The sequence below is a fragment of the Arthrobacter globiformis genome, assembly GCF_003261175.1.
In the GTDB taxonomy this organism is placed as follows: Bacteria; Actinomycetota; Actinomycetes; order Actinomycetales; family Micrococcaceae; genus Arthrobacter; species Arthrobacter globiformis_A.
Genome location: NZ_QLNP01000074.1, coordinates 1 through 24534 on the forward strand (window position 1 = coordinate 1; position 24534 = coordinate 24534).

The following is a 24534-nucleotide window of genomic DNA, read 5'->3' on the forward strand; positions in this document are numbered from 1 at the left end:
TTGAACTCGCCGGTCTTTTCCAGCTCCGAGTTGGTCGCTTCGCGCTGGGCGACGGAGAGGTAGCCCTGGCCGCTGGCGCCGCCGGCCTGCAGAACCAGGGTGCGTAGCCCCTCGGCGCGTTCCTGGGGACCGTAGTGAACGCTTTCCGGGAAGTAGCCGACCCAGCCCTCTTCCAGGTAGTCGGTCTCGGAGTAGGGCAGCCGGCCCTGGATGACGTAGCGGACCTGGTCGAAGTTGTGCCGGTGCCGCGGGGTGCGCCACCCGCCGCCACCGGTGTGGCCCATGTTCAGGTCGTAGTTGTTCGGCGAACCGTCTTCACCGAACAGCAGGTGCTTCTGGTCCAGCTTTCCCTCACGCATGGATCCGACTGCTTCGATGTCCGTTTCCGCTGCCTTGCTTACGCGCATCTGCTGCTCCTTCACAAAAGTCGATTCAACCCCGGCACGAACGGCGGGGGACGGCGGCCGGCCAGCCGCTGCAATACCTTGCCGGCCGACCGCACAGAATTAGGAACATCCCTACTGCAGATTGGGCTGATCAATTTCTGTCCAGGGGCAATAAAAGTGCACGCAACGCTCTTGACCGAATCCCAGATAACGGGATATCGTTGATAAAAATAAGTTCGCCGAGCCTCTCGCAGGGACTCGACTGACGGAGCGTGGGGCTTGAGTGCCTCAACAAGCAGCTTCAATCACCACGCCTGCCACCACAATCATGACGACGATGCCACAAGGACCGACTATGACGACACCCCTGACTCACACCCCCCAAGATTCTGGCGTTCCCGCGTCCGCCCGGGACTTCAGCGTTGAAGGGCGCGTCGTGATCGTCACCGGCGCGGCACAGGGCATTGGGCGGGAGCTTGCCCGTCAGTTCGCTGCAGCTGGAGCCCTTGCCGTGATCGCTGACCTCGACATTAAGAAGGCCGAAGCGGTGGCCAAGGAAATCCATGATGCCGGTGGGACAGGTCTGGCCGTCAAGGTCAACGTGGCCGACGAACCCTCCGTCACCGCGATGGTCGCGACCGTCATCGAGACTTGGGGGCGAGTTGATGTGCTGATCAATAACGCCTCGATCTTCGCCACCCTGGATAAGGTCCCGTTCGACCAGATCCCTTTGGCGCAGTGGGAAAACGTCCTGAAAGTGAATATCACGGGCACCTACCTGTGCGCCCGGGCTGTTGCCGAACACATGCGCCAGGCCGGCTTTGGCCGCATCATCAATATTTCCTCCGACGCGGTCACCCGCGGCACGGTCAACTACCTGCACTACGTGACCTCCAAGTCGGCAGTGATTGGCATGACCAACTCCCTTGCCCGCGAGCTCGGCCACCATGGCATCACCGTGAACTGCATCCGGCCCGGCAGCGTAGCCACCGAGGTCGAACGCACAGTCAACCCCACCGTGGAGGTCCGCGAACGCGCGGCATCCCTGCAGTGCATCCCCCGCGGCATGGTCCCGCCCGACCTGGTCGGCATTATGCTCTTCCTCGCCACGCCCGCGTCCGCTTTCATCACCGGCCAGACGATCGCCTGCGACGGCGGCTACACCCACAGCAGCTAACCCCCAAAAGCACAGGCAGCACAGGAGAACCGCTCATGAAGCAGTACCCGCACATCTACATTGATGGCCAATGGACCGAACCGGCGGGCTCCCGGGTCGTGGAGCTTATCGATCCCACCCGTGAGGAGCCCTTCGCACAAGTCACTTTAGGGACGGCCGAGGACGTGGACCGTGCGGTGGCAGCGGCACAGAAGGCATTTGAGACTTTCTCCACCACCACCGTGGAAGAACGCATCGCGCTGATCAACCGGATCATCGACGCTTACGAATCCCGAATCGATGAGTTCTCCGAGCTGATCGCCCGCGAAGAGGGCATTCCGGTTAACAATCGGGCTCAGGTTGTCGGCCCGGCCGAACACATGCGCGTTGCCCGGGACATCCTGCGCGAATACCCGTTCGAGACCCGTATCGGCGGTGCCATCGTCCGCCGCGAGCCCATCGGCGTGTGCGCCCTGATCTCTCCCTGGAACTGGCCCATCCAAACTGGCGTCATCAAACTCATCTACGCCCTGGCTGCCGGCTGCACCATCGTTGCCAAGCCCAGCATCAACTCCGCGGCCAGCGGTGCGCTCCTTGCCCAGGTGCTGCACGAAGCCAAGGTCCCGGCAGGTGTATTCAACCTCGTCACCGGTACCGGCCGCGAGGTAGGCGATGCTCTGTCCCGTCACCCCGGCGTTGACATGATCTCCTTCACCGGATCCACCGGCGCAGGCCAGCAGGTAGGAGCAGCCGCCGCGGAAACCGTCAAACGTGTCAGTCTCGAACTCGGCGGCAAATCAGCCAACATCGTACTCCCCGACGCCGACCTCGAAAAAGCCGCCCGCTGGAACATTCAACGCGCCTTCTTCAACGCCGGCCAGTCCTGCCACGCCCCCACCCGCATGCTGGTCCATGAAAGCCAGATCGACCAGATTACCCCGTTCCTGGTCGACGAAGTACGACGGTTCCGCCTCGGTGATCCGCTCGACACCACCACGACCATGGGGCCGGTCGTCACCGCCGCCCAGTACAAATCCATCCGGGACCTGATCCAAAGCGGCATCAACGAAGGCGCCGAGCTCGTCACCGGCGGACTGGACCGGCCGGCAGGCCTGGACCAGGGCTACTTCGTCCAGCCCACCGTGTTCACCGGAGTCACCCCCGATATGACCATCGCCCGCGAGGAAATCTTCGGACCGGTCCTCGCAGTTATCCCTTACAAGGATGAGGAAGAAGCCCTTCGCATCGCCAACGACTCCCCCTACGGACTCGGTGGCTACGTCTTCGGCGAAGACCGGGCAAACGCCCGCCGCGTCGCCAACGGCCTTCGTGCCGGACGGGTGAGCTATAACGGGGCAGCCACCGACTCCTACACCCCTATGGGCGGATACAAGCAGTCCGGCATCGGCCGCTCGATGGGCCGGTTCGGGCTCGAGGAATACCTGGAAATCAAGTCTGTCTACGGCTTCGAGGACGAAGCCCAAGCGTTGCCGACTCTCTTCGGCTGAAAAAAATTCGAGTCGATCAGGAGACGCAAAAAAATGAGCACCACAGCTGCACCCGTCCTGCGAAACCACGTCAAGGACAAGCTGGCCAAAGGCGAAACCGTATACTCCATGACCGTCAGGTTGGTGCGAACCGTGGACATCGCCTCCATCGCCCACACGGCAGGATTCGACTCCGTCTACATCGACATGGAGCACAGCAGCTTTTCCCTGGAGGCCGCAGGGCAGATCTGCATGGCCTGCAACCACCTCGGCGTCACACCCCTGGTCCGTGTTCCGGGCCTGGACCCGGCCTACATCGCCAGAGTCATGGACTCGGGCGCCATGGGCATCATTGTGCCCGATGTGGAATCGGCCGATCAGGCCCGTGCCCTCGTCCGGGCAGTCAAACACGCACCCCTTGGCGGACGCTCCCTTGCCGGTGCCGCACCCCAACTGAACTACCGGACATACCCACCCGCCGACGTCGTTCGGGTGCTTGACGAATCCTCCATGGTCGTGGCGATGATCGAATCCCAGACAGGACTCGACGCCGTCGAAGAAATAGCCGCCGTGGACGGGCTCGACATGATCCTCGTCGGAGCGAACGACCTCAGCGTCGGGCTCGGCATCGCGGGGCAAATGGACCACCCCAAAGTGCACGACGCCTACCTGCGGGTCATCAAAGCCTGCCAGTCGAATGGGGTTTCGGTTGGAATCGGTGGCCTTGGCGGCTGGCCAGACCTGATCCGCCAGTACCTCGAGCTCGGCGCCAGCTACGTATCCACCGGCAACGACATCACCTTCCTCAGCACCGCAGCCAAGCAAAAACGCCAGCAGTTCGCCTAGTCACGACATCACGGAACAGGGAACATGAAAATCTGCATATACGGGGCAGGAGCCGTCGGCGGGCACATCGCCGGGCGGCTCGCTGGAACTGAAGCGGAGGTCTCGCTAATCGCCCGCGGTGAACAGCTTGCCGCCATCCGGCAAAATGGGCTGCGGGTGGAAACCCGCGACGGGACGCTCCTGTCCCGCCCGACTGCCATCGACCAGCCAGCCGACCTTGGCCCCCAAGACATCGTCATCGTCACAGTCAAGGCACCTGCACTGCCATTCATCGCCGAGGGCATCAAATCCCTGCTTCATGATGACAGCCTCGTGCTGTTCGTCATGAACGGCATCCCCTGGTGGTACTTCCACGCCCACGGCGGAGACCTCGACGGCACGCAGTTACGGCGGCTGGATCCCGAGGGAACGCTATGGGACCTCATCGGGCCGGAACGTGCGGTCGGTGCAGTCGCCTACACCGCCTGCACCCTCATCGAACCCGGAGTAGTACGTGCAGAAAACGCACGCAACCGCCTCATCATCGGCCGTCCCGACGGAAATGCCGACCCCAGACTGGGTACGCTGGCGTCGCTGCTAAATCCCACCGGGCTCGAGGTCAGCGTCACGACCAAGATCCGCGACGCCATTTGGGCCAAACTGGTCATGAACCTCATCGGGGGGTCGCTGGCCACCCTGAGTGCCTCCCCGATGAAGGATGTTCTCAACAAACCCGCGATAGCCGGCACCGCCAAGGCAATGGCAGACGAGGGCGTAGCTATCGCCCGTGCCCTTGGTTGTGATCCGGGTGATCCGGATAAGGGGTTGGCAAAGCTCGCCACCTCGAATCACCTGCAAAGCATCGCCCAGGACCTGCTCGCCGGCCGACCCATGGAAATCGACGGGCTGTTCCGCGTCCCGCTCGACCTCGCCGAACTCGCCCAAGTCCCAACCCCAAACCTTGACCTGATCATCGAACTTGCCACACAGCGCGCACGGGCTGCAGGCCTCTACCTCGACAGCACCGGCTGACACGGAGGCAACGGTTGCCGACCACGAGGCGCTTATCCAGCCACGTTGGTGAGGCACTGAAGGATAATCAACTCCCACAGCACCGACCATTTGAAGGAAAAGATGATTCCCGAAGATCGGCAAGACGACAACAACGACAGCAGTTGGAAACTGGCTGCAGGTGAAAAAGTCGAAGTGCAAATGTCCCGTGCTGTTACCAGGCGAGGGATTATCGAGGCAGTCATGAAAGACAAGTCGGGCTTCTGGTTGGCGGCCGACGGAGTGGAACCCCGTGTCTTCGTTCATCTTGGGGAAGACTCCCAAAGCATACGGCTCATACCCTCGCCTGGAGAACGTAGCCCGGGACTACTCCTGCTTACCGGTGTAGGGCAACATCCCACGCACTGGTGTGGCATAAGTTCCTAGTCAGAGGCTGCTCGCCCGGTCTCACTCGAGGAGCGATCTTGCCGGGCCGACCGTGCTCGAACCAGTCGGTCCGGCAATCCAGTCAGGAACAGCAGCATAATCCGGATCCCAGTGACAGAACCGGATCCGAGTGACAGAAGCAGTAGAGGGGAAGACAGGCAAGTGGAAATGCCGACACAAATAGTTAGGAACAATTCTTTACAGTCCGAAACGTACAGACCGCCGTTTTGCGACGGGACCGGAAACAGAACCGACTGTCCCTTCTGCACCGGACCCGAAACCGATTAGCCGTGCCCCAGAACCAACGAATCTTCCTGGGCATCGCAGCCGTCTCGAAGTCAGCGGTTCGCTGCCGTCCCGCTCTATCTTCCCGCGACTGTTCTTAGGAAAACTTCCCAAATTGCGGTTCCCACAGCCTTCCCCCAGGGCATCCGAAGCGAGACCGAGCTCACGGTACCGGTCGCTGCGGGGATGATGAACCCCCCCCAAACGCGTCAGGCTGAAGTGCTTATGGCGCAGTGATGCTACGACGATCGGCAGGACAGATCGTCGCCGGCGTTCACTCCTTATAAAACACTGCGGCCAGGTTCTCATTCGACTGTGAAACTGAATCCACCCCCAAATACATACCGAAACAAAAACTACAAAAGGCACCCCAGCAATGACGCAAACCATGGCCGAACCCACCGAGACAACGAATAAGCCGGCGCGCACAATGAAATCAGCCGGTCACGTCATCGTCGACACCCTTGTTGCCCATGGGATCAAGCGGGCCCACGTGGTGCCGGGTGAAAGCTTCCTTGATGTTCTTGACGGACTGCACGGCTCTGAGATTGAAACCATCGTATGTCGCCACGAAGGTGGTGCAACATACATGGCCGAGGCCGACGGGAAGATGAACCAACTCCCCGGCATTGCCATGGTTACGCGCGGTCCTGGCGCGGCGAACGCCCACGTTGGCCTGCATACCTCCTGGCAGGACTCCACACCCATGGTGCTGTTCGTTGGACTCATCCCCTTCGCTCACCGTGACCGCGAGGCCTTCCAGGAATTCGACATTAAGGCCTGGTTCGACACCGGTGCCAAACGCGTCATGGTTCTGGATCACGCCGAGCGTGCCTCGGAAATCGTCGCCGAGGCCGTGTTCGCGGCCATGAGCGGACGTCCCGGCCCGGTCGTCGTCGGCTTGCCCGAGGATGTCATCCGCCAGCAGATTCCGGCCGACCTCCACCCCCCGATCCCTGTGGCCACCGGTGGCATGACCACCGCGGACTCGGAAGCCCTGGCCGCGGCCCTCACCGCATGCCGCAAGCCCCTGTTCGTTACTGGCGGCAACGACTGGACCCAGGAAGGCGCCGACCGGCTGACCGGATGGCTGGAGAAGCACAAAATCCCTGCCGCGGCGGAGTGGCGCACCGAAGGTACCGTCCCGTTCGACTCGCCCTCATACGTTGGCCCCATCGGCTACGGACGCCCCCGTCCCACCTATGACCTGCTCGAAGAAACAGACCTGCTGATCTTCGTTGGAACCGTTCCGGGAGACGTTATTACCGACGGTTTCGTCTGCCGTCAGGACTGGAATAAGAAGAACTTTCTAGTCACCATCGATCCGTCCCTCCGTGGCCGTTCCGGCCCCGTCTCCTATCAGATTGTTGCCAAGCCGGACGTGTTCGTTCGCGACCTCGCAAAGATCGAGCTCCCCGTCAAGGACGAATGGAAGGCCTGGACCGCACGGATGCGCTACGAACAGGAGTCGTTTGCCACCCTCCCTACGGCCGCGCCATCAGAAGGCCGGGCCCGGATGGACACCCTCATGGCCCACCTCGTGCCGACCTTGCCCAAGGACGCGATGGTCACCCTCGGCGCGGGAGAACACACCAACTGGGCCCACCGCTACTTTCCCACTCAGCGCTACGCCTCCATGATCAGCGCACGCAATGGTTCCATGGGCTATTCCATCCCGTCCGCCATCGCGGCGTCCCTGGAATATCCGGGCCGGCGGGTGGTGACGATTGCCGGTGACGGTGAGTTCCTCATGAACGGCCAGGAACTCGCCACGGCCACCCAGTACGGCGCCACTCCCCTGGTGATCGTGATGGACAACCAGGAATACGGCACCATTCGTACGCACCAGGAACGCCATTACCCTGCGCGCGTTTCCGGAACACAGCTGAAGAACCCAGACTTTGCGCTCATGGCCCAAGCCTTTGGTGGTTTCGGCATTAAAGTCGAACACGACGCTGACGTGCCCGCCGCCATCAAGGCGGCGCTCCGGGCCATCGACAGTGACAAGGTGTTCGCTCTTATCCACCTCGTGGTCGAGCAGAGGGTCAAGGCCTACTAAGAACGCTCCCCCGCGCTGCCCGCAACTCACCGCCGCAGTTGAACCAAGATCACGACAGCTACTGACACTTCCCAAGGATATTCTTATGACTCTTTCTGCACTATTCCCTGCCATCTCACCGGAGCGGGAGGCGGAGCTGCTCGCGTCGGTGCCGACCGGCCTGCTCATCAACGGGCAGTGGCGGGACGCGTCCGACGGCGGCACGTTCGACGTGCACGACCCCGCCACGGGCGAGGTACTCGCCACCCTCGCGTCAGCCACCAGCGAGGACGCACTCGCCGCCCTCGACGCGGCCGACGCGGCCCAGGCGTCCTGGGCCCGCACTGCCCCAAGGGTTCGGGCGGAGATCCTGCGCCGCGCCTTCGGCCTGGTCACCGCACGCGCCGAGGACTTCGCGCTGCTGATGACCCTGGAAATGGGCAAGCCCCTAGCCGAAGCCCGTGGCGAAGTCACCTACGGCGCCGAGTTCCTGCGCTGGTTCTCCGAGGAAACCGCCCGCGACTACGGCCGCTACCTCACTTCCCCCGAGGGCAAGAACAAGATCCTCGTCCAGCACAAACCGGTCGGCCCGTGCCTGCTCATCACCCCTTGGAACTTCCCGCTCGCGATGGCCACCCGCAAGGTCGCCCCGGCTGTCGCCGCGGGCTGCACCATGGTCCTCAAGCCAGCAAAGCTCACCCCCTTGACGGCCCAGTACTTCGCCCAGACCATGCTCGACGCCGGCCTCCCGGCCGGAGTCCTCAACGTGGTGGCCTCCTCCAGCGCTTCAGGGATTTCCGGGCCGCTGCTGAAGGACGCCCGCCTGCGGAAGGTCTCCTTCACCGGCTCCACACCCGTGGGCAAGCGCCTCATGGCGGACGCCGCCCAGAACGTCCTGCGGACTTCCATGGAGCTCGGCGGGAACGCGCCCTTCATCGTGTTCGAAGACGCCGACCTCGATGCCGCCGTCGAGGGTGCGATGGCGGCGAAGATGCGAAACATGGGCGAAGCCTGCACCGCCGCCAACCGGTTCCTCGTCCACGAAACCGTCGCCCAGGAGTTCACCCGCAAGTTCGCCGCCGCGATGGGCGCCCTCACCACCGGCAGGGGCACCGAACCCGAAACCCAGGTCGGTCCCCTGATCGGCGCCGGCGCCCGCGACGACGTTCATGCTCTGGTGAGTGCCGCCCTCGATGCCGGAGCAGTGACTGTCACCGGTGGCGCACCCGTCGACGGGCCCGGATACTTTTACCAGCCCACCGTGCTCGCAGACGTCCCCCACGACGCGGCCATCCTGGGCCAGGAGATCTTCGGACCCGTCGCCCCCGTGGTCACCTTCACCACCGAAGAGCAGGCCATCCGCCTGGCCAACTCTTCCGAGTACGGCCTCGCCTCCTACCTCTACAGCCGCGACTTCAACCGGCTCCTGCGCGTGGCCGAACAGATCGAGTTCGGGATGGTGGGCTTCAATGCCGGCGTCATCTCCAACGCCGCGGCACCCTTCGGCGGCGTCAAACAATCCGGACTCGGCCGCGAGGGCGGTACCGAAGGCATCGCCGAATACACCACCACCCAGTACATCGGCATCGCCGACCCCTACGTCGGCTAGTCGGTCCTCAAGGCCAGGCCTACGTTTATCCGGGGGCCGGCCTTTTTTGATGATTTCGATGTCTCCGATGCACGATGAACCATTGGCAGTGATGTTGAGGACGTCAGCCATGGCTTGCTGCTGGCAGCCCACGCTCCATTGCCCACATTGGAAGGAAGGAGGTCAATGGACACCAGAACAATCCGGCTGACGACAACTGACTGCCACAATCCGGGGACACTCATAACCGGTTGAATCGGAATGTGCTTCATGAGCCCAGGCGCCCGCTTCGGCCGGACCGATGGTGCCGTTCTTGGCCGGAGAGCCGGATTACCGACGGGTACGCAGGACAGATTGTGAGCGCAAGTGCAGTGTCCGGGTGGGCGCTCTCAGCGGCAGTCGTTGCCGCGACGGCATATGCGACGCCATTAGGTGACTGAGCGTTATGCAATGTTCTCAGCCGGGGACGATCAGCCTCCTCTGCCGCGACGGTGGTAAATGCTAAAGCTGTTCCACCAAAGCTGTTTGCTACTGTCCGCTCCCGGGGGCGGTGGGGCGAATCAAGAGACCTGCGCCAGCGCTCATGAGTACCAAGACTGCCGCGATGAGCAGACTTGCCTGGAGGCCACTTAGGAAGCCATCGGTGCTGGCCAGCAGCGCTCCGAATATCGCAACGCCAACAGCAGCGCCAAGCTGGCGGAATGTGTTGAAGACAGCAATTGCGGTGGGTACGGGCGGCAGACACGTTGTCGAGAATGAGGGCAGTGACGGGCGGCAGGGTGAGCGCGCCGCCTACCCCAACCGGAATCATGAGAGCGCCGACCAGAACCAGGGAGCCCAGTGGTGCGGTGATGAGCATGGCTGTGAGCCCGAGGGCCATAGTCAGCTGCCCTGCTGCGGCCGGAACGTGCGGCCCGAACCGAGCCGCCAAGCGGCCAGCTACAACGTTACTGGCAGCAATGAGTACCGAAGTTGGGAGTGAGAACCCCGCCTAAGGCCGGTCCCGCGACTGCCGAGACGGCACCGCCGAGGGACCAGATGCCGATTGCCCTTGCGCGGCGCTGCGCGTCCGGGATTCGCTTCGCGGAGCAGCGCTAAGGACGCCGGCAGCATAAGCGCAGCCGCGCTTCCCTGCAGGAACCGTGCCAGAATGAGCGTCATCAGTTCGGGCGCAAGGGAGCAGGCGGCGGAGGCTAGGGTAAACATGTCCAGCCCGATGCGGAAGGCCCGCTTCGCTCCGACCCGGTCGGCGAGGTTGCCGGCAAACAACAGCAGCGACGCAAACATTAGCGTGTAGCTATCGACAATCCACTGTTGGCCAACGGTGCCGCCACCAGACTGCCGACCGATAGTCGCGAGAGCTACGTTCACGATCAGCGTGTCAAGGGTGATCATGAAGAAGCCCAGCAAAGACACCGCCAACGCAGTGCGTGGCCGGACTGCCTCCAGCGGTGCAACCGATTCGGCTAGATGATCTGAGCGGGTCACAAGCAATTCCTGTCTTAAGGAGGGGAAAATCGCACTTCCCTCGCCGTAAATCTGCCCGACACCTCCATGGGTAGCCCTTCTGCGCGACCACCGCATGTCGGTGGTGGGCGGGTCGTGAACGTGAAACCTGTTGTGGTTATGCGCGGTTAGTTGCAACGTCATTGAGCGGGTTCAACAACTGATCCATGATGTGACCGGTGGATCTGCGTCGTGTTGTCCTGGTGGGAGGCGACAGTCTTGGACAGTGCGTGGTCGAAGCAGTTGAGGCGTTTCCTTGACGAGCCTTGTTGTAACCACCGGCGGCTGACGTATGCCATTGCTGTGCCTATCTGTTTGCTGGGTGAAACAGACGCCCGGCGGCTCTTTCGGATGCTCCCGTCTGATCAAGATACGGCGTGATTCCTCCCAGGTGCAGTGGCCAGCCGGCTCCTGCGATCATGCAGAGATCGATGTCCTGGGGATCGGGGACCACTCCTTCATCGAGCATCAGGGCGATCTCTTCGGCCAGTGCGTCCTGTACTCGGGCCAGGAGTTCGTCCGATGTGCTGGGACTACAGCCAATTTCCAGCAGTCCCACGGTGCGGGCGGGAATGACGGGGTCGCCCTCTGGTTTCTGTTCCCAGAGGGATGTGATGCCATGCTCGATGAGCCTCTGTTGGTTGGGCGATACAGGGAACCGTTCACCGAAGGCTGTGTTCAGCGACTGAGTGACGTGCAGGCAGACGGGGAGCCCGATCATGGCCAGCAAGTTGAACGGTGTCATGGGCAGACCCATTGGCTTGAGTGCTTGGTCTGCGACATCTGCAGGGGTTCCGTCGTCGAAAGCGCGGAGCACCTCACCCATAAGCCGTAGCAACACCCGGTTAACGACGAAGGCGGTGCAGTCTTGAACCAGAACGCTGGTTTTTCGCAGTGCCCGCCCCAGTGCGAACGCGGTGGCGAGGACTTCATTGCTGGTCTCGGGCGCTTGAATAATCTCCAGCAACGGCATGGCCGCCACCGGGTTGAAAAAGTGAAAGCCCACTAGGCGCTCGGGATTGGTCAGGTCCGAAGCCATCTCCGCCACCGAAAGCGACGAGGTGTTGGTCGCCAGGATGCAGTCTGCTCTTATGACGGCTTCGATTTCTGCAAAGACGTGCTTCTTGACCGAGATTTCTTCGAAAACGGCCTCGATCACAAAGTCAGCGTCAGCGAATACCTCCTTGAGCACCTTCGCGAGGGCAATCCAGGAGGACGCGGGTCAGGTTTGAGGACACCCCAACCTGACGTCAGGCGCGCCTCGTAGAGCACGTCAGAATAGGGTGATCGGCAGAATATATTGGCACCTTAGGTCCGGGGTCTAAGATTTCAACCGGACACTATTCACCAGGAGGGTGCAGTGGGCGGGCAGCGTATCGGTTACATCAGGGTCGGCAGACTGGACCAGCGCACCGAACGCCAACTCGAGGGCGTGGAAGTGGACCTGTCTTCACCGACAAGGCCTCGGGCAAGGACATGAAACGGCCCCCAGCTCAATGAGCTGCTCTCGTTCGCCCGCAAAGGCCGGCCGATGAAGGACGCTGGGATCCCGTCGACAGCCCATCAGCCGCAATGCGCGGCCTTCGCATTGTTACACGTTCTCTGACTATTTAGGTCTTGCCTTCCTTGCCCAAACTGGACGGAGCTAAGTACACCTCGGCGGATCGTAAAATTCAGATGTTGCCGCCAATGTAAGGGGAAAGCGTGGGAGTCATTGAAGACTTCGTCAGCGAGTATGAACGAGAGATTGACTTCTGGGAGGCCGCGGCACGAACGGCCTCTGGACTCTTGGAGACAGAGCTTGCCAGCTCGGGTCTTCGTGCCATCGTGACGAGTCGTGCTAAGTCTGTTGACCGATTAGTAGAGAAGTTGCGTGTCCGTGATCGTAGGACGCCGTATGCGTCGGTTTCGGCGATTCGAGAGGACATCGTCGACCTTGCCGGAGTACGCGTAGCTCTCTACTTCCCTGGACAGATGGATGAAGCCGAGCGCATCATTCAATCCACACTGCATGTGAACGCCCGCAAGACGTTCCCGGCGGGCAAGGTTCCTGGCGCAGATCCCGATGGCTCCGACGTTGCCGCATCGCAATCTGTGGCGGTGCATTTGCCGCGGTTCTCTGGTTACGGTGCACGCCACTTCCGGGTTCACATTCCCGAATCGAGATTGAATCAGGACCAGGAGCGATACGCCTCGGCCCTTATTGAAGTCCAAGTAGCGTCTGTTCTTATGCATGCTTGGTCCGAGGTTGAACATGATCTGGTGTACAAGCCGCTTGAGGGTGCGCTGTCGCCGTCGGAGTATGCGCTACTTGACCAACTCAACGGCCTGGTTCTTGCTGGCGAGATTGCGCTTGAACAACTTCAGAAGGCTGGCGACGAAAGGCTTGCCGCCGCTAAGACCCCATTTCGGGACCACTACGAGCTGGCTGAATTTCTTCGCACACAGGTGTCGGCACTGGGCATCGACCTCACGGAGGCAACTTTGGGTCGAGTTGATGTGCTCTTTAGGTTCCTCACTGATGAACGGGAGGCCACGGCGTCTTACGTGGAACCTTACGTGGGCTTGCTGGAGCAGGACTTCGAGAAGCGACCGGTTGCCGACCAGTTGGCCGACCTCATGCTCTCTGGCAACCCCAACCGATACGAGGCCTACTCGCGAGCTATGGCAGAGGCACGCCGCGGCTCGTCTCGACGCCTTACCGTCGCCGATGTGAAAGCTACCGCGCCTGAGACTATTGCAATTGGTGAGTTCATGGCGGCATGGATCTTGTTTGAAGCTCTTCTAAGAAATCTCTCAAAGTCCTCGAAGCCGGTCCCCCCGGGGGTTATGATTCGGCGGTTGGTCGCTGCCGGCATTCTTTCGCCTGTCCAACAGGAGGAGCTGGCGATAATGCGTGAGCTACGAAATCACGTCGTGCATGGAAAGGCTGGTGAAGTCCCGCTCACTCGGTTGAGCGAGGCGACTGCTTGGCTACGTGATATAACTGCGACCATCGAGGATCGCGCACCTGAAGACGGTAGAAGCTTGTAGCGCCCAGCATCCCTGCCCGCTGAGGCGTGTGTGGACGTGTCCCATAACTAACGATGAGTTCACCGATTGAACAAGAAACTTATGCGACATAGTCCGAGCTGCGGAGCCGCTCCGCGGCGTTGTGGTGGGACTGCCCCGGCTTTCGTTGACTCGGGGTCTTAGGCCGCTGTGAGCGCGGCCCGGTTGATTGTTTCATATTCGATGGGCGTGAGCTTCCCCAGCCGTCTTTGCCGTCGCCGGCGGTGATAGGTCCGCTCGATCCAGACTGTGATGGCCAGGCGCAGGTCCTGCCTGTTTTGCCATCGCTGACGGTCCAGAACGTTCTTTTGCAGCAACGAGAAGAAAGATTCCATGGCGGCGTTGTCCGCGCACGCACCGACTCGGCCCATCGAGCCTGTGAGCCCGTGGTGCCGGAGTGATTCGACGAAGCGGCGGGACCGGAATTGGGACCCACGGTCGGAATGCACCACGGTTCCCGCCGGGCGGCGTGCCCGCACCGCGTTCTCCAACGCAGCGACGGCCAGCGACGACTTCATCCGCGAGTCCATCGAGTACCCGACGATCCTTCCGGAATACACGTCCTTCACAGCGCAGAGATAGAGCTTCCCCTCGGCCGTGGGATGCTCGGTGATGTCCGTCAGCCACAGCTCGTTCGGTGCCGTGGCGGTGAAGTCCCGCTCGACCAGGTCGTCGTGGACCGGTGGCCCAGGCTTCCGGTTCAGGCCCCGCTTCTTGGAGAACACCGACCAGATGCCGTGGTCTCTGCATAAGCGCTGGACCCTGTTCTCGCCCGCCACGATGCCTTTCCCGGGGAGCTCGTCAGCGATGAACCGGTATCCGAAAGCCGGGTCGTCTGCGTGGATGTCCAGTGCGGCGTTGACCAGGTGCGCATCGACCCAGTCGCGTTCCGTCACCGGGTTGGCCTTCCACCGGTAATAGCCTTGCTTACTGAATCCCAACACCCTGCAGGTCACCGCCACGGGAACACCATCGACGGCAAGATCCGTGACCAGCGGGTAGATCTGTAATGGTCATGTGCCGGCCCGAGGCCGGCTGGCAGGCTGGTCCCGGAGAGCGGGGCGTGACTCAGGGTATATCCGACCCGTGTTTGCGGTGTCTTGAAAATGACTCGTCCGCTTCGTTCCCCGGGCACCGGCCTGCCCGCGGCGGATGACCTGATCAGAAGACTGTCCACCCTTGGGTGTGACCCGTTACAGATGCGTCTCCGAAGCGACCCAGGGCAGGCTCCTGCCACCTGTCCGGTTCAATGAAAAAGGAGAACGCACTATGGCGATCATCGCCGAAGAATTTGAGTTCGTCGTCGGAGTCGACACCCACGCCCGCACCCACACTTTCACAGCCGTCCACTCCGCAACCGGTGCAGTGGTCGATACCGCCGCTTTCCCGGCCACCTCCGCGGGGATGGACCGTGCAATTACCTGGATCCGGCGGCGCACCGCCGAGGAGAGGGTCTTCGCGGCCGTCGAGGGCACGTCCTCCTACGGTGCCCGGCTCACCCAGGCCTTGCTGGCCGCTGACATCGAGGTGGGCGAGGTCAGACCACCCACCCGCTCGTCCCGGGCGCTCATCGGCAAATCGGACCCGATCGACGCCGAAGCTGCGGCCCGTTCCGTCCTCGGGCGGCGGCGAGATCAGGTGATCGAGCCGCGCGCTGCCGGCACCAGGGCCGCTATCAGGATCCTGCTTGCCTCACGGTCCCTGCTGGATCACCAACGCACCGCGAACCGCAACGCCCTCACCGCCCTGCTCCGCGGCACAGATCTCGGAATCGACGCCCGGTCATCCCTGCGGGACGCCCAGATCACCGCCATCGCAGCATGGCGGACCTCAAACAGCACCGACCCCCTGATCCGGATTGCCCGCGCCGAGGCCAAACGCCTCGCCCTGGCCGTCAAGGACCTCACCGGCCGGCTCGCCGAAAACCACAAAGAATTGGCCCAGCTCACCGAAGAACTGGCGCCGGGCCTTCAATCCATCGCCGGGGTCGGGCCCGTGACAGCAGCGATCATCATGTGCGCCTACTCCCACCACGGCCGCATCCGTTCAGAGTCAGCCTTCGCCGCACTCGGCGGCGTCGCACCCCGCCCGGCCTCCTCTGGCAACACCACCCGCCACAGGCTCAACCGCTCCGGCGACCGCCAGCTCAACCGCGCCTTCGACGTCATCGTCCGCACCCGAATGAGCTTCGACACCGCAACCAAGGACTACGTGGCACGCAGCAGGGCAACAGGAAAATCAAACCGCGAAATCCGCCGCAACCTCAAACGCTACGTCTGCCGCTCCATCTTCCGCCAGCTCCAAGCCATCATGGCTTGACAGAACCCATAGAAGAGTCATTTTGGGTTGATGTCCCTGGCCAGATAGGCAGCGGCCCGGCGCAGAATCTCATTCTCCTGCTCCAACAGGCGGTTCCGTTTCTTCAGCTCCCGCATCTCAGCCGACTCCGCTCCCACGGTCGCTGCCGTCCCGGATTCCTTACGTTCGGCAATGGCGAGCCAGCGCTTCAGTGTCGTGACCGAGAGCCCGAAATCCTTCGCGATCTGCGCCAGCGGCGCCTCGCCCTTGCGGGCCACATCAATAACATCCTGGCGGAACTCCGCCCCATACGGCGTGGGCATGGTCAACATCCTTCCACGAGCACAAGCTCGCTAGGTCAAGGAGTCAACGAAAACCGGGGGCAGTCCCGGTCTTGAGAAAACGGCCTTGTGGCCGGGCTGGGTGGCGACGCATGATGGCGGTGTCGCGGTCGACGCCGGTGATTCTTAGTGCTTAGAGCCTGTTTGCGAGCGTGGTGTGAAGGGCTTCCACGGGAACCGTGGATTGGTGCCGCAAGCTCAGCAGCATCGGGTTTGATGAGCCCGTTTAGTAGATTCCTGAATCATTTACCCGCCCTTCCCGCGGCGCCTGGCACCACCAGCCGGTGGCGTTGTTGGACCGGATCCGAGGAGCAGATGATGGACATCGTGCATGAGCGTGCGGCGGGAATGGATATCTCCAAACGTGATGCGAAGGTCTGCATCCGGGTACCGGGTGCGCGGGCCGGAACGTCCAGTAGGACAGTGACCACATATGGGGCGACGACGAATGAGATCGTGCGCCTGCGCCGTGATCTGGAGGCCGCCGCGGTGACGGTGGTCGTGATGGAAGCCACCGGCGACTACTGGAAACCGTTCTACTTCCTGCTGGCGGAATCGCTGAATGTGCAACTGGTCAATGCTAAAGCTGCGCGGAATATTCCGGGACGGAAGAGCGATGTTTCAGACGCGACGTGGCTGGCGGAGCTCGCTGCCCACAACCTGCTGCGGGCCAGTTTCGTGCCGCCCGAGCCGATCCGCCAGTAGCGGGATTTGACCCGGACGCGGTCGAACCTGACTCATGAGTGCACCCGCGAATACTCGCGACTGGAAAAAGGGCTGGAGGACTCCAGCATCAAATTGTCCTCGGTCGTCAGCACGTTGAGCACCCGATCCGCGCGCAATATCCTCGACGCTCTCATATCCGGGGAACGTGACCCACAGACCTTGGCTTCGCTGGCGCACGCCTCGATGGGCCGCAAATCCGCGGCGCTGGTTGAAGCCCTCACGGGCCGTTTCACCGACCACCATGCATTCATGGTTAAGCTGCACCTGGACCGCATCGACCAGATCGAGGCGACCCTCGAAGCCCTCGACGCCCGCATCGACACGGTGATGCAACCTTTCGCCTTGGCCCGGGAGCTGCTGATGACCGTCCCCGGGATATCGAAGAATGTCGCCAACGTCATCATCGCCGAAGCCGGCGTCGACATGAACGTCTTTGACACCGCGGGCCACCTCGCATCGTGGGCGGGAGTGTGTCCGGGCCGGAACGAGTCCGCTGGACGAATCAAATCAACCCAAACCCGACCCGGCGACCATTACCTCAAAGCCGCCCTGGGAATCGCGGCGCTGGCCGTGTACCGATCAAAAACGACCTATCTCGCCGTGAAATACCGTCGCATTCAGTCCCATGCCGGTGCCCTGCGAGCCGTAGTCGCTCTCCAACACACGCTGCTCGTCATCATCTGGAACATGCTCCACGACGGCGTCGCCTATGACGAACTCGGCGTCGATCATTACGACAAAACGAACCCCGAACGCGCCAAGAAACGCCTCCTGCGCCGAATGGTTTCGCTCGGATTCGAACCCAACCTCACCCCAATTTCCGCAGGGATCTCACCTTCGTTTTCTTAGTAGAATCACCGCCTGTCTCGAACCCGCTCTGACCTACTGGAATTGTGCTGACGCCGCCCAAGGTGAATACTCGCTCAGCGAGACGTCTCGTATCTCAAGGGCTGTGAGACGCCGCTCAGTATGCACCTACACTTTCGACATGACACTCACGGTTGTTCTGCCTGCTGCAATTGGACTCCTGGGAGTCCTAATCGGCGGTTATCTTGCTGGTCGTCGCGATCAGGTGAACGCAGTCATCCAGATGAACATGCAGGACTATGCCGAGAGCAAGGCAATATGTCGGGATGCTTTCGGCCTCCTATTGAAACTTCATCGGAATGTGAAGGGCATGGCCTCGGGAATGAAGCCGGACAGGGAGTTGGCCGATAGCCTTACCGATTTGCAGGCCCGGGCGGAATTTCATCTTCCCGCACCGCTGCCGGAAAAGCTTAGGGCAGCGGTGGAAGCGATGACTCCCGTCACGTCTGCAGTGAAGGCAGGGGACTTCATATCTGCCCAGAAGATTGTTGAAGACGGCTCGATTAAGGCTGCGCGAGTGGAGTTTCTGGAGTCTGTGCAGAAGGAGTTTGATCGGCTTCACTTGCACATCTACAAAATGGGAGCGTCTCCGGTAACGCTCGCATGGCGTACCGTCTTTCGCCGTTGGCCAGAAGGGTCCCGTTCAAGTGGGACCCCTCTTACCCGCGAGGCTGACCACAGGCAGGCGATGTAGCAGCGTTAGCCTAATTACGGTTAGCTTCAGTGAATGATCGACGACAAGACCGATAAAAGGTACGACCCAAGGGTGACCCTTCACAACATCGAGACGGGCGAGGCAACACGGGTAGCAGCGAACTTGGTGCAGGGCTTGGACGAGTTTAGTGAAGCCTGGGAATCCCAAGTCGAGACGCCATCATCGATGGCATTCGAAGGCTGGCAAATGTCGGACGACGAGCACCCGCCAGGGGGTGGCCGCCCTGCATACCGAATCGTTTACAAGACGTTACGGACAATCGTCGTACCTCAGGTGAGGCTAGAAATGCCCAACCTTCTCGTGAAATTCACCAACGGGGAGGTCACCATCGGCAAGCCGATTTTTCACGGCACCCTTGATTCAAGGAAGCCAGGTCACTTCATCGTTCCCGAGTGGGGGTCAGTCACCCTCGATGAGAGCGGGAACGGGATGCAGTACGAATATGACCTCAACCGCAACGTGCACGTACAGGCCGCGCAGGACACTTACCCACCCTGCAACTATGTGGAAGTGCTTTATGTGCTCAACGACGGCGCCTCCTCTACGTACGAGACCTCCATGTCAGCAGGTCGAGCCGGAATCGCTCCTTTTACTGCCATGCTGGACCTGGCGTATGGAGATCGGTTGCTCGGTCCAATCCTTACTGAGGAAGTTGGAGAGCTTTTCGATGATTGGCATTGGAACCGACGTCTTGGCGGCCGCACTGTATCCCTCGAGTCACAGGCGAGCATGAAGACGATTTCTGGTCACCTTTTGTCGGACGGCCTACGAGCAGCGGTTGATCGTCAGCTGGAGCTCAGCGACCAATGCCGTGCTTCCGCTGGGGTCGCCGCGCAGTGGTACTGGGAGGCCGAGAGCCAGTCTGATCTCGGCCTCAGTTTCGCTTCGTATTGGCTTGTGTTGGAAGCTCTCGAGTTGGGGCAGAATGCGAACATCCGACCACTACGGATGGCCTTCTCGGCAATGCTCGGTTGCAAGGAAGATGACCTGAAGGAGTCGATGGGGCGGCTATACGGAGAACGAAGCGGGTTGCTGCACGGCAACGTACGCGACGTGGACGAGAAGGAAGTTGCGAAGGTTAGGGCACTCGCCAGCGCATTGCTGCATAAACATCTTTTTGGCTATGTACCCAATGAGCGAGTGCAAGAAGTACGCCAAGTCCTCCTACCGTAACCGGTGCTGAAACGTCACGATGAAGGGATCGTGTTGTAGACGGCCGCCCCCGTCTGGTGTGCCTCATATCCCCTGTGTCCCGAGCTACCAGGGCACCCTCATCGGGCAGCTCTAGGAATCTCCCTGGTTGCCCATGCTTGGAAGTGGCCACGCCTGCGGCACAAGTGACATGTTCTTCCCCTCTGCTGCACTTGGCCTCGATGCGAATGTCTACTTAATCTTCCCGCCTAGGACCGCAAGCCCCTTCTGCACTTGAAGACCAGAATCCAGTGCGGAAGAAAGCGCAGCAAGCTAGTATCGTGCTCAGCCCCCGATGTCGGCGCGCAGCGGATAGGCCCTCTTCTCGTCGAGTAGAGGTGCCGCAGCGTTCCGGGGTCGGAAGGTGGTCCGACATGGCTGAGAAGTCGTCGGGGAAGTGGCAGTGCAACTGCCCCTGTCGAAACCGTTGGTGGCTCGCCACCCGGCTCGCATGGTCAGCAGCACTCGCTATTGGGTTGTTCGTCCTTCGGCACTTTCTGGGCTGGGGGTGAACAACCGGAGGGTAGGCCAGCGAGCTGGCCTACCCTCCCCTTTTTCCGGCGCAGGACTTTTCAGGGGCAAGACTGGCTTTCTGTGGCGCACCAGACCCAGTGGCCGTTTTTGACTGCCTTTGGTGATGTTTTGGGAGTTCCTAGTCCGTGAGCCAGGGGCCATTGACGGGCTGAATTTCAATTAGGGTTCCGTCGCCGTGTCGCTTCCAGCAGACGCCCGCGGAGTCAACAAACTTCGCGAAAGCCATGAAGTCGCTCGTACTGCGGTGGAACTCGATCTCGCCCCCCGGGACAAGAACTTCCTGCCTGCTCGAAGTTCTAAGATCGTGTGGCCCGGCGTAAAGGAGCACGTTGTAAATGGCCAGCGGGCTGTTGTTCTGGATGAAATACCGATAATTGACAGAGCGGTCACCGATTTCATCAAAGTTCACCGTTCTGACGCATCCCACGGTAACGGCTGATGCTTGACTCCGGTGCTGGTCCTTAACCTGTCGTCGGAAGGTTACAGCCCCAAGCCAAAGGGCACCTGCCGTTCCAACCGCGCCCACAGCGCCGCCCACAGCGCTGATCCAGTCGGTAACAGACGTGTCCTTGCCGGCACTCGACGCTGCCGGCGGATTCCGAAGTGCCTCCTCGTGGTTCACCCATATCGTCACGAACGTGATCAAGGAGATACTGAACACCAGCAGGGCTGTGAGGATGACATTCTGGACGTTGCCAGTGAGGCCGGGCTGGTTCGTGAAGCCGCCCTCAACGGGAGCGACAGCCTCCTCCCCATCTTGCGGATAAGGACTCGCCACTACTAGGTGCCCAGCCCCTGCCGCCGGTTATTCTTGCTCAGCCTCGCCTCACGTAAACTTCCGACCGGAGACTGCGCCCACACCCCGCCGCTTGCCGTGGCAATGATTCTGATCGTCTCCCCGTCCACTGCATAAGCATAGGCTGCATGTTTCATCGTTGTTGCTCGGAAGCCCTTCGCGTTCATGCTTCAGATACTCCACAGCCGGGGATAATCCCTTAAGGGTCATCCACCGCTACTCCTGCTGAGGGAGCTTTCCTGACGGCTCCTGATTTCAGCCCTGGATAACCCGGATTGCCCCCACCATGGACAGCCCGCGTGGTCACCTTAAGCGTTGAAGTCACAAGGCTCGGTTTAGAACAGCCCTGCGGGGGGTTCCTCGCAGGGTAGAGGGGCGAGTTTGGTGCGGTGGCCGTCGTCCGGGGTGCAGCCCTTGAAGGGCCCGTCGGTTGAGAGCAGGACGGACATGTGGTGGTCTGCGTGGTCGCGCCACCAGACGCTCATTCCTGTGGTGCCGTCCAGGCGCAGGAATTCCCAGGCCCGCCAGAGGGCTTCCAGCCGGCTGATCGCTTCGGCGTGCTTCCACCATTGTGGGCACCAGGTCACACCGCCCTGGACGTTGAGCTGCCGGCGGTAGGTGGTGGCCAGCTTGCCGCTGACGAATTCGGCCACGTTCGGGTAGAACAGCTCAGGGGCGTCCGAATCCTCCCCGGCCGGCTCCGTGACTGCTGCAGTGTCGTCCAACTCGTCGTCCCACTCCCCCAGGCCCTCACTCATGGGAAGCCCCTGCGGTGATCCAGCGGTTCCCGGCCGCGGTCGCGGCTGCGGGCTTGTTCGCCGGGTCATGTGCGGTGATGGAGGCCCGGACTGCCTCGGCGTGCGGGCCGTTCATCCAAGGCACCGTCTCCAGCAACGCCGCCGGTGCGCCGGAGGCGAACATGATGGCCCGGCCACGTGGGAACGCGGCGAGGTCCGAGACGTCCAGGGTGCGTTCTTTGCGGTCGTTGTCGTGGCTGTAGGAGGTGCCTTGTTTGGAGCGGCTTCTGGTCACGTTGGAGTACCGGTATTCGCCGACGAGCTGTGCGAGCTCGTTGAGGAATTCGGCTTCGGCGACGCCGCCGCCGTAGACCTTGATGTTGGACGCGGACCACAGCTTGCGCATGCCGTCGCGGCCCCACACTTCAACACCTTGGGACCAGGACTGGAGGATGGTCATGAGGACGATGCCGCGGGAGCCGTAGTGGCTGTAGAGGTTGGGCAGTTCGCGCCAGCGGCAGACGTTTGCTGCTTCGTCCAGGACACCGATCATGGGTGTGGCGAGCCGGCCGCCGGGTGAGTGGACGGCGAGTTCTTCGGCAGCTTCGACGGTGGCAACGGTCAGCGCCGTCACGAGCGGGCCGGCGGTGCCTTTGCCTTCCTTGGACAGGCTGTACAGCGTGCCTTTGGAGCGGACGAATTCTGCCGGGTCGAACTGCGGCCGCTGGTCCTTGTCGCCCTGGGGTGTTACCCAGCGTGCGACCTGGCGGTTGGTGAGGCAGGAAGCCATTTGTAGTGCCGTGCCGTACACGCCGCCGCGTTGTTTCTCGGGGGCGTTGATGACGCCGCCGACTGCGTTGGCGGTCTGCAGGTAGCCGTGGGCCTTGAGGATGTCCACTGCTTCATCCTCAGCGGGACGGGTCAGCCAGGCGTGAACCTGTGTGATCGGCTGGCCGTCGAGGGCCGCAGCGAGCAGGAGGCCGGCGAGGAGATCCTGCCCGGCAGGGTCGAAGTACGCGTCCGTCTTCGCATCCGGTCCACGCGAACCTGCGGCGAAGTGATCGGCCAGGCGTGCGGCTTTCACTTCGTCGGTGACGTAGGACAGGGGGTTCCACCACCACGTGGTTTCCTCGAGGGCGACGGACTGCGGATCGAAGACCCAGACCGGGCCCTCGGCGGCGCGGACGTCGCGTGTTCCATCGACGATGTCCCGCTTATTCGAGGTCACGAGGGCGGCGCCCGGTGCGGCGAGGATTGCAGGGATGGCCCGGGATGTGGTCTTGCCCGTGCGGGGTCCCCAGATGTCGATGTGCATGTCTTCCCAGGAGCCGTAGACCATTTGCCCGCCCAAGACTGCCTTGCCTACGGGGACACCGGGTGAGCCTTTCACTCCGAGACGTTCGGCGGTGGCTGTGGCACCGCGCAGGTTCAGGGCGCGCAGGTCCCGGCCTTTGGCCATGTGCTGGGCGGCGGCGTCCACTCGGGAACGCGTGGACCGCCGGCGCATTACTGCACGGGCCAACAGCACGGCCACGAGGATGATGAGAACGCCGAAGCCGATCAGTACCCAGGTGGCGGCCGGAGGCCAAACGACCTTGTGGGAGAGCAGGCCGAAGACCAGTTCAAAGGGGTTGGTCGGCAGCTTCTGCCCGTCACCGGACAGCAACGATCCCAAGTGCACGGCGCCGGTGACCGAGCCGACGCCGAGCGCCACGACGGTGATGAAGACCCAGAGCAGGATTGTTTCGGTGTCGAACTGGAAAAGTTTGCCGCTGCTAGGTGCGCCCACGGGACGTCTGCTCCTTTGTTCTTCTTCTCGTATGTTTGGGGAGTGCTCGCTGTTTCACGCGCGTGTGTATCCAACCAACGATGAGGGGTACTAGGCCAGCTAGGACACCGATGATAAAGGTGATGTTGCTTTGGCGTTCCTGCATGCCGAGCACGATTGTGGATCCATGGGCACGGAAGGAATTGCTTCCGGTCTGTACCCAGGTCAAATCGTCGTCACCACCGCTCGGTTCTGGCGCGGCTATTTCGAGTTTTTCGTCAAACTGAAGATTGCGGTAATCGACTGTTAACTGCGACACATCCGGGTCGAACAATTCCTTTGCGTCAAAAACCTCTTTCGTGGGTGTCCAGTCAGGTGACCTATAGCCCGTGCCGACATTTGGCAGGGCGAACGCGGTACGAGATGCCCCAGCCGAAGTCCATCCGTTGGTCGCAGCGACAGTGAAGGTGGTGTGTAGGATGCCGCCTTGCTCCCGAACCAGAGTTCCAGAAAGTACTTGAGCTTGAGCAAGAGGGATGTACTTAGGAGGATCCTGCAGTTTCCTGGCATCCGAACAGCTGGGTGCGACGTCGTCACCATGAAAATCGACCTCGAGGCTGCAGTCTCCGATTTTAGGGACGAACTCTTGCTCGGGACGTCGGAAGTTGTCCCCCCTTATCGCCACACTGAAGCCGACGGTGTCTTCCTCGTAGCTTGGCTCGACGAAAAGATTGATGTACACGGAGTTGAACTCTCCGCTTCCCGTACTCCAGTCCTCGAAACTTACTGACGCACGGAGCGG

15 protein-coding genes and 5 pseudogenes are annotated in these 24534 nt (G+C 61.6%); 11 read left to right on the plus strand and 9 right to left on the minus strand.

All coding sequences use genetic code 11. From position 1 onward, the window contains the following. Positions 1 to 407 (minus strand): annotated as a pseudogene (locus DBZ45_RS10345) (hypothetical protein); the annotation flags it as partial. A 334-nt stretch (positions 408 to 741) separates the two neighbouring features. On the opposite strand from DBZ45_RS10345, the gene DBZ45_RS10350 reads away from it, so the two are divergent. From DBZ45_RS10350 to DBZ45_RS10375, 6 genes are all read left to right on the plus strand, one after another. Beyond that, positions 742 to 1563 (plus strand): SDR family NAD(P)-dependent oxidoreductase, encoded by an 822-nt coding sequence (locus DBZ45_RS10350; protein WP_111903829.1) that lies wholly within the window; start codon positions 742 to 744, stop codon positions 1561 to 1563. A gap of 35 nt (positions 1564 to 1598) precedes the next feature. Next, positions 1599 to 3050 carry an aldehyde dehydrogenase family protein gene (locus tag DBZ45_RS10355; RefSeq protein WP_111903830.1) on the plus strand — a complete coding sequence of 484 codons (1452 nt, stop codon included), beginning with the start codon at positions 1599 to 1601 and terminating at the stop codon, positions 3048 to 3050. 33 nt (positions 3051 to 3083) lie between these two features. Beyond that, the gene (locus tag DBZ45_RS10360; RefSeq protein ID WP_111903831.1) at positions 3084 to 3875 is read left to right on the plus strand and encodes an HpcH/HpaI aldolase family protein; all 792 of its coding nucleotides are present in this window, start codon (positions 3084 to 3086) and stop codon (positions 3873 to 3875) included. Between the two features lie 24 nt (positions 3876 to 3899). Then, positions 3900 to 4886 (plus strand): ketopantoate reductase family protein, encoded by a 987-nt coding sequence (locus DBZ45_RS10365; RefSeq protein WP_111903832.1) that lies wholly within the window; start codon positions 3900 to 3902, stop codon positions 4884 to 4886. Positions 4887 to 5952: 1066 nt separating this feature from the next. Next, on the plus strand, positions 5953 to 7635 hold the full coding sequence (locus DBZ45_RS10370) for a thiamine pyrophosphate-dependent enzyme (protein WP_111903833.1): 1683 nt from the start codon (positions 5953 to 5955) through the stop codon (positions 7633 to 7635). A gap of 85 nt (positions 7636 to 7720) precedes the next feature. Continuing rightward, entirely contained in the window at positions 7721 to 9223 is a 1503-nt protein-coding gene (locus tag DBZ45_RS10375; protein WP_111903834.1) for an NAD-dependent succinate-semialdehyde dehydrogenase, read from the plus strand. A gap of 918 nt (positions 9224 to 10141) precedes the next feature. Here the strand turns inward: DBZ45_RS10375 and DBZ45_RS23205 are convergent. Next, on the minus strand, positions 10142 to 10690 hold the full coding sequence (locus DBZ45_RS23205; protein ID WP_223257007.1) for an MFS transporter: 549 nt from the start codon (positions 10688 to 10690) through the stop codon (positions 10142 to 10144). 325 nt (positions 10691 to 11015) lie between these two features. Further along, positions 11016 to 11900: pseudogene (locus tag DBZ45_RS10385) on the minus strand (3-hydroxyacyl-CoA dehydrogenase family protein); the annotation flags it as partial. A 512-nt stretch (positions 11901 to 12412) separates the two neighbouring features. Between DBZ45_RS10385 and DBZ45_RS10395 the strand changes: the two are divergent. Further along, positions 12413 to 13741 carry a GTP pyrophosphokinase gene (locus tag DBZ45_RS10395; RefSeq protein ID WP_111903836.1) on the plus strand — a complete coding sequence of 443 codons (1329 nt, stop codon included), beginning with the start codon at positions 12413 to 12415 and terminating at the stop codon, positions 13739 to 13741. A 158-nt stretch (positions 13742 to 13899) separates the two neighbouring features. Here DBZ45_RS10395 and DBZ45_RS10400 read toward each other — a convergent pair. Next, positions 13900 to 14772, minus strand: a pseudogene (locus DBZ45_RS10400) (IS3 family transposase); the annotation flags it as partial. A gap of 256 nt (positions 14773 to 15028) precedes the next feature. Here DBZ45_RS10400 and DBZ45_RS10405 point away from each other — a divergent pair. After that, a complete protein-coding gene (locus tag DBZ45_RS10405; RefSeq protein WP_111903837.1) occupies positions 15029 to 16078 on the plus strand; it encodes an IS110 family transposase in 1050 nt (349 codons plus the stop codon). A 20-nt stretch (positions 16079 to 16098) separates the two neighbouring features. Here the strand turns inward: DBZ45_RS10405 and DBZ45_RS10410 are convergent. After that, positions 16099 to 16380 (minus strand): annotated as a pseudogene (locus DBZ45_RS10410) (transposase); the annotation flags it as partial. Positions 16381 to 16716: 336 nt separating this feature from the next. Between DBZ45_RS10410 and DBZ45_RS10415 the strand changes: the two are divergent. The 3 genes and pseudogenes from DBZ45_RS10415 to DBZ45_RS10425 all read left to right on the plus strand — a co-directional run bounded on the left by DBZ45_RS10415 (position 16717) and on the right by DBZ45_RS10425 (position 19879). Beyond that, positions 16717 to 17973 (plus strand): annotated as a pseudogene (locus tag DBZ45_RS10415) (IS110 family transposase). A gap of 139 nt (positions 17974 to 18112) precedes the next feature. Continuing rightward, a complete protein-coding gene (locus DBZ45_RS10420) occupies positions 18113 to 18685 on the plus strand; it encodes a hypothetical protein (protein ID WP_146617484.1) in 573 nt (190 codons plus the stop codon). A 33-nt stretch (positions 18686 to 18718) separates the two neighbouring features. Beyond that, a complete protein-coding gene (locus DBZ45_RS10425; RefSeq protein ID WP_111903839.1) occupies positions 18719 to 19879 on the plus strand; it encodes a hypothetical protein in 1161 nt (386 codons plus the stop codon). Positions 19880 to 20549: 670 nt separating this feature from the next. On the opposite strand, the gene DBZ45_RS10430 is transcribed toward DBZ45_RS10425, so the two are convergent. The 4 genes from DBZ45_RS10430 to DBZ45_RS22655 all read right to left on the minus strand — a co-directional run bounded on the left by DBZ45_RS10430 (position 20550) and on the right by DBZ45_RS22655 (position 24474). After that, positions 20550 to 21209, minus strand: a complete 660-nt coding sequence (locus DBZ45_RS10430; RefSeq protein ID WP_111903840.1) for a hypothetical protein — start codon at positions 21207 to 21209, stop codon at positions 20550 to 20552. A gap of 353 nt (positions 21210 to 21562) precedes the next feature. Continuing rightward, positions 21563 to 21985: a DUF4913 domain-containing protein gene (locus tag DBZ45_RS10435; RefSeq protein ID WP_111903841.1), complete on the minus strand. Its 423-nt coding sequence runs from the start codon at positions 21983 to 21985 to the stop codon at positions 21563 to 21565. Then, positions 21978 to 23753, minus strand: coding sequence for a type IV secretory system conjugative DNA transfer family protein (locus DBZ45_RS10440; RefSeq protein ID WP_111903842.1), 1776 nt, complete (start codon positions 23751 to 23753; stop codon positions 21978 to 21980). The genes DBZ45_RS10435 and DBZ45_RS10440 overlap by 8 nt, the downstream gene beginning before the upstream one ends. Further along, a complete protein-coding gene (locus DBZ45_RS22655; protein WP_146617485.1) occupies positions 23740 to 24474 on the minus strand; it encodes a hypothetical protein in 735 nt (244 codons plus the stop codon). The genes DBZ45_RS10440 and DBZ45_RS22655 overlap by 14 nt, the downstream gene beginning before the upstream one ends. Positions 24475 to 24534 lie beyond the last annotated feature (60 nt).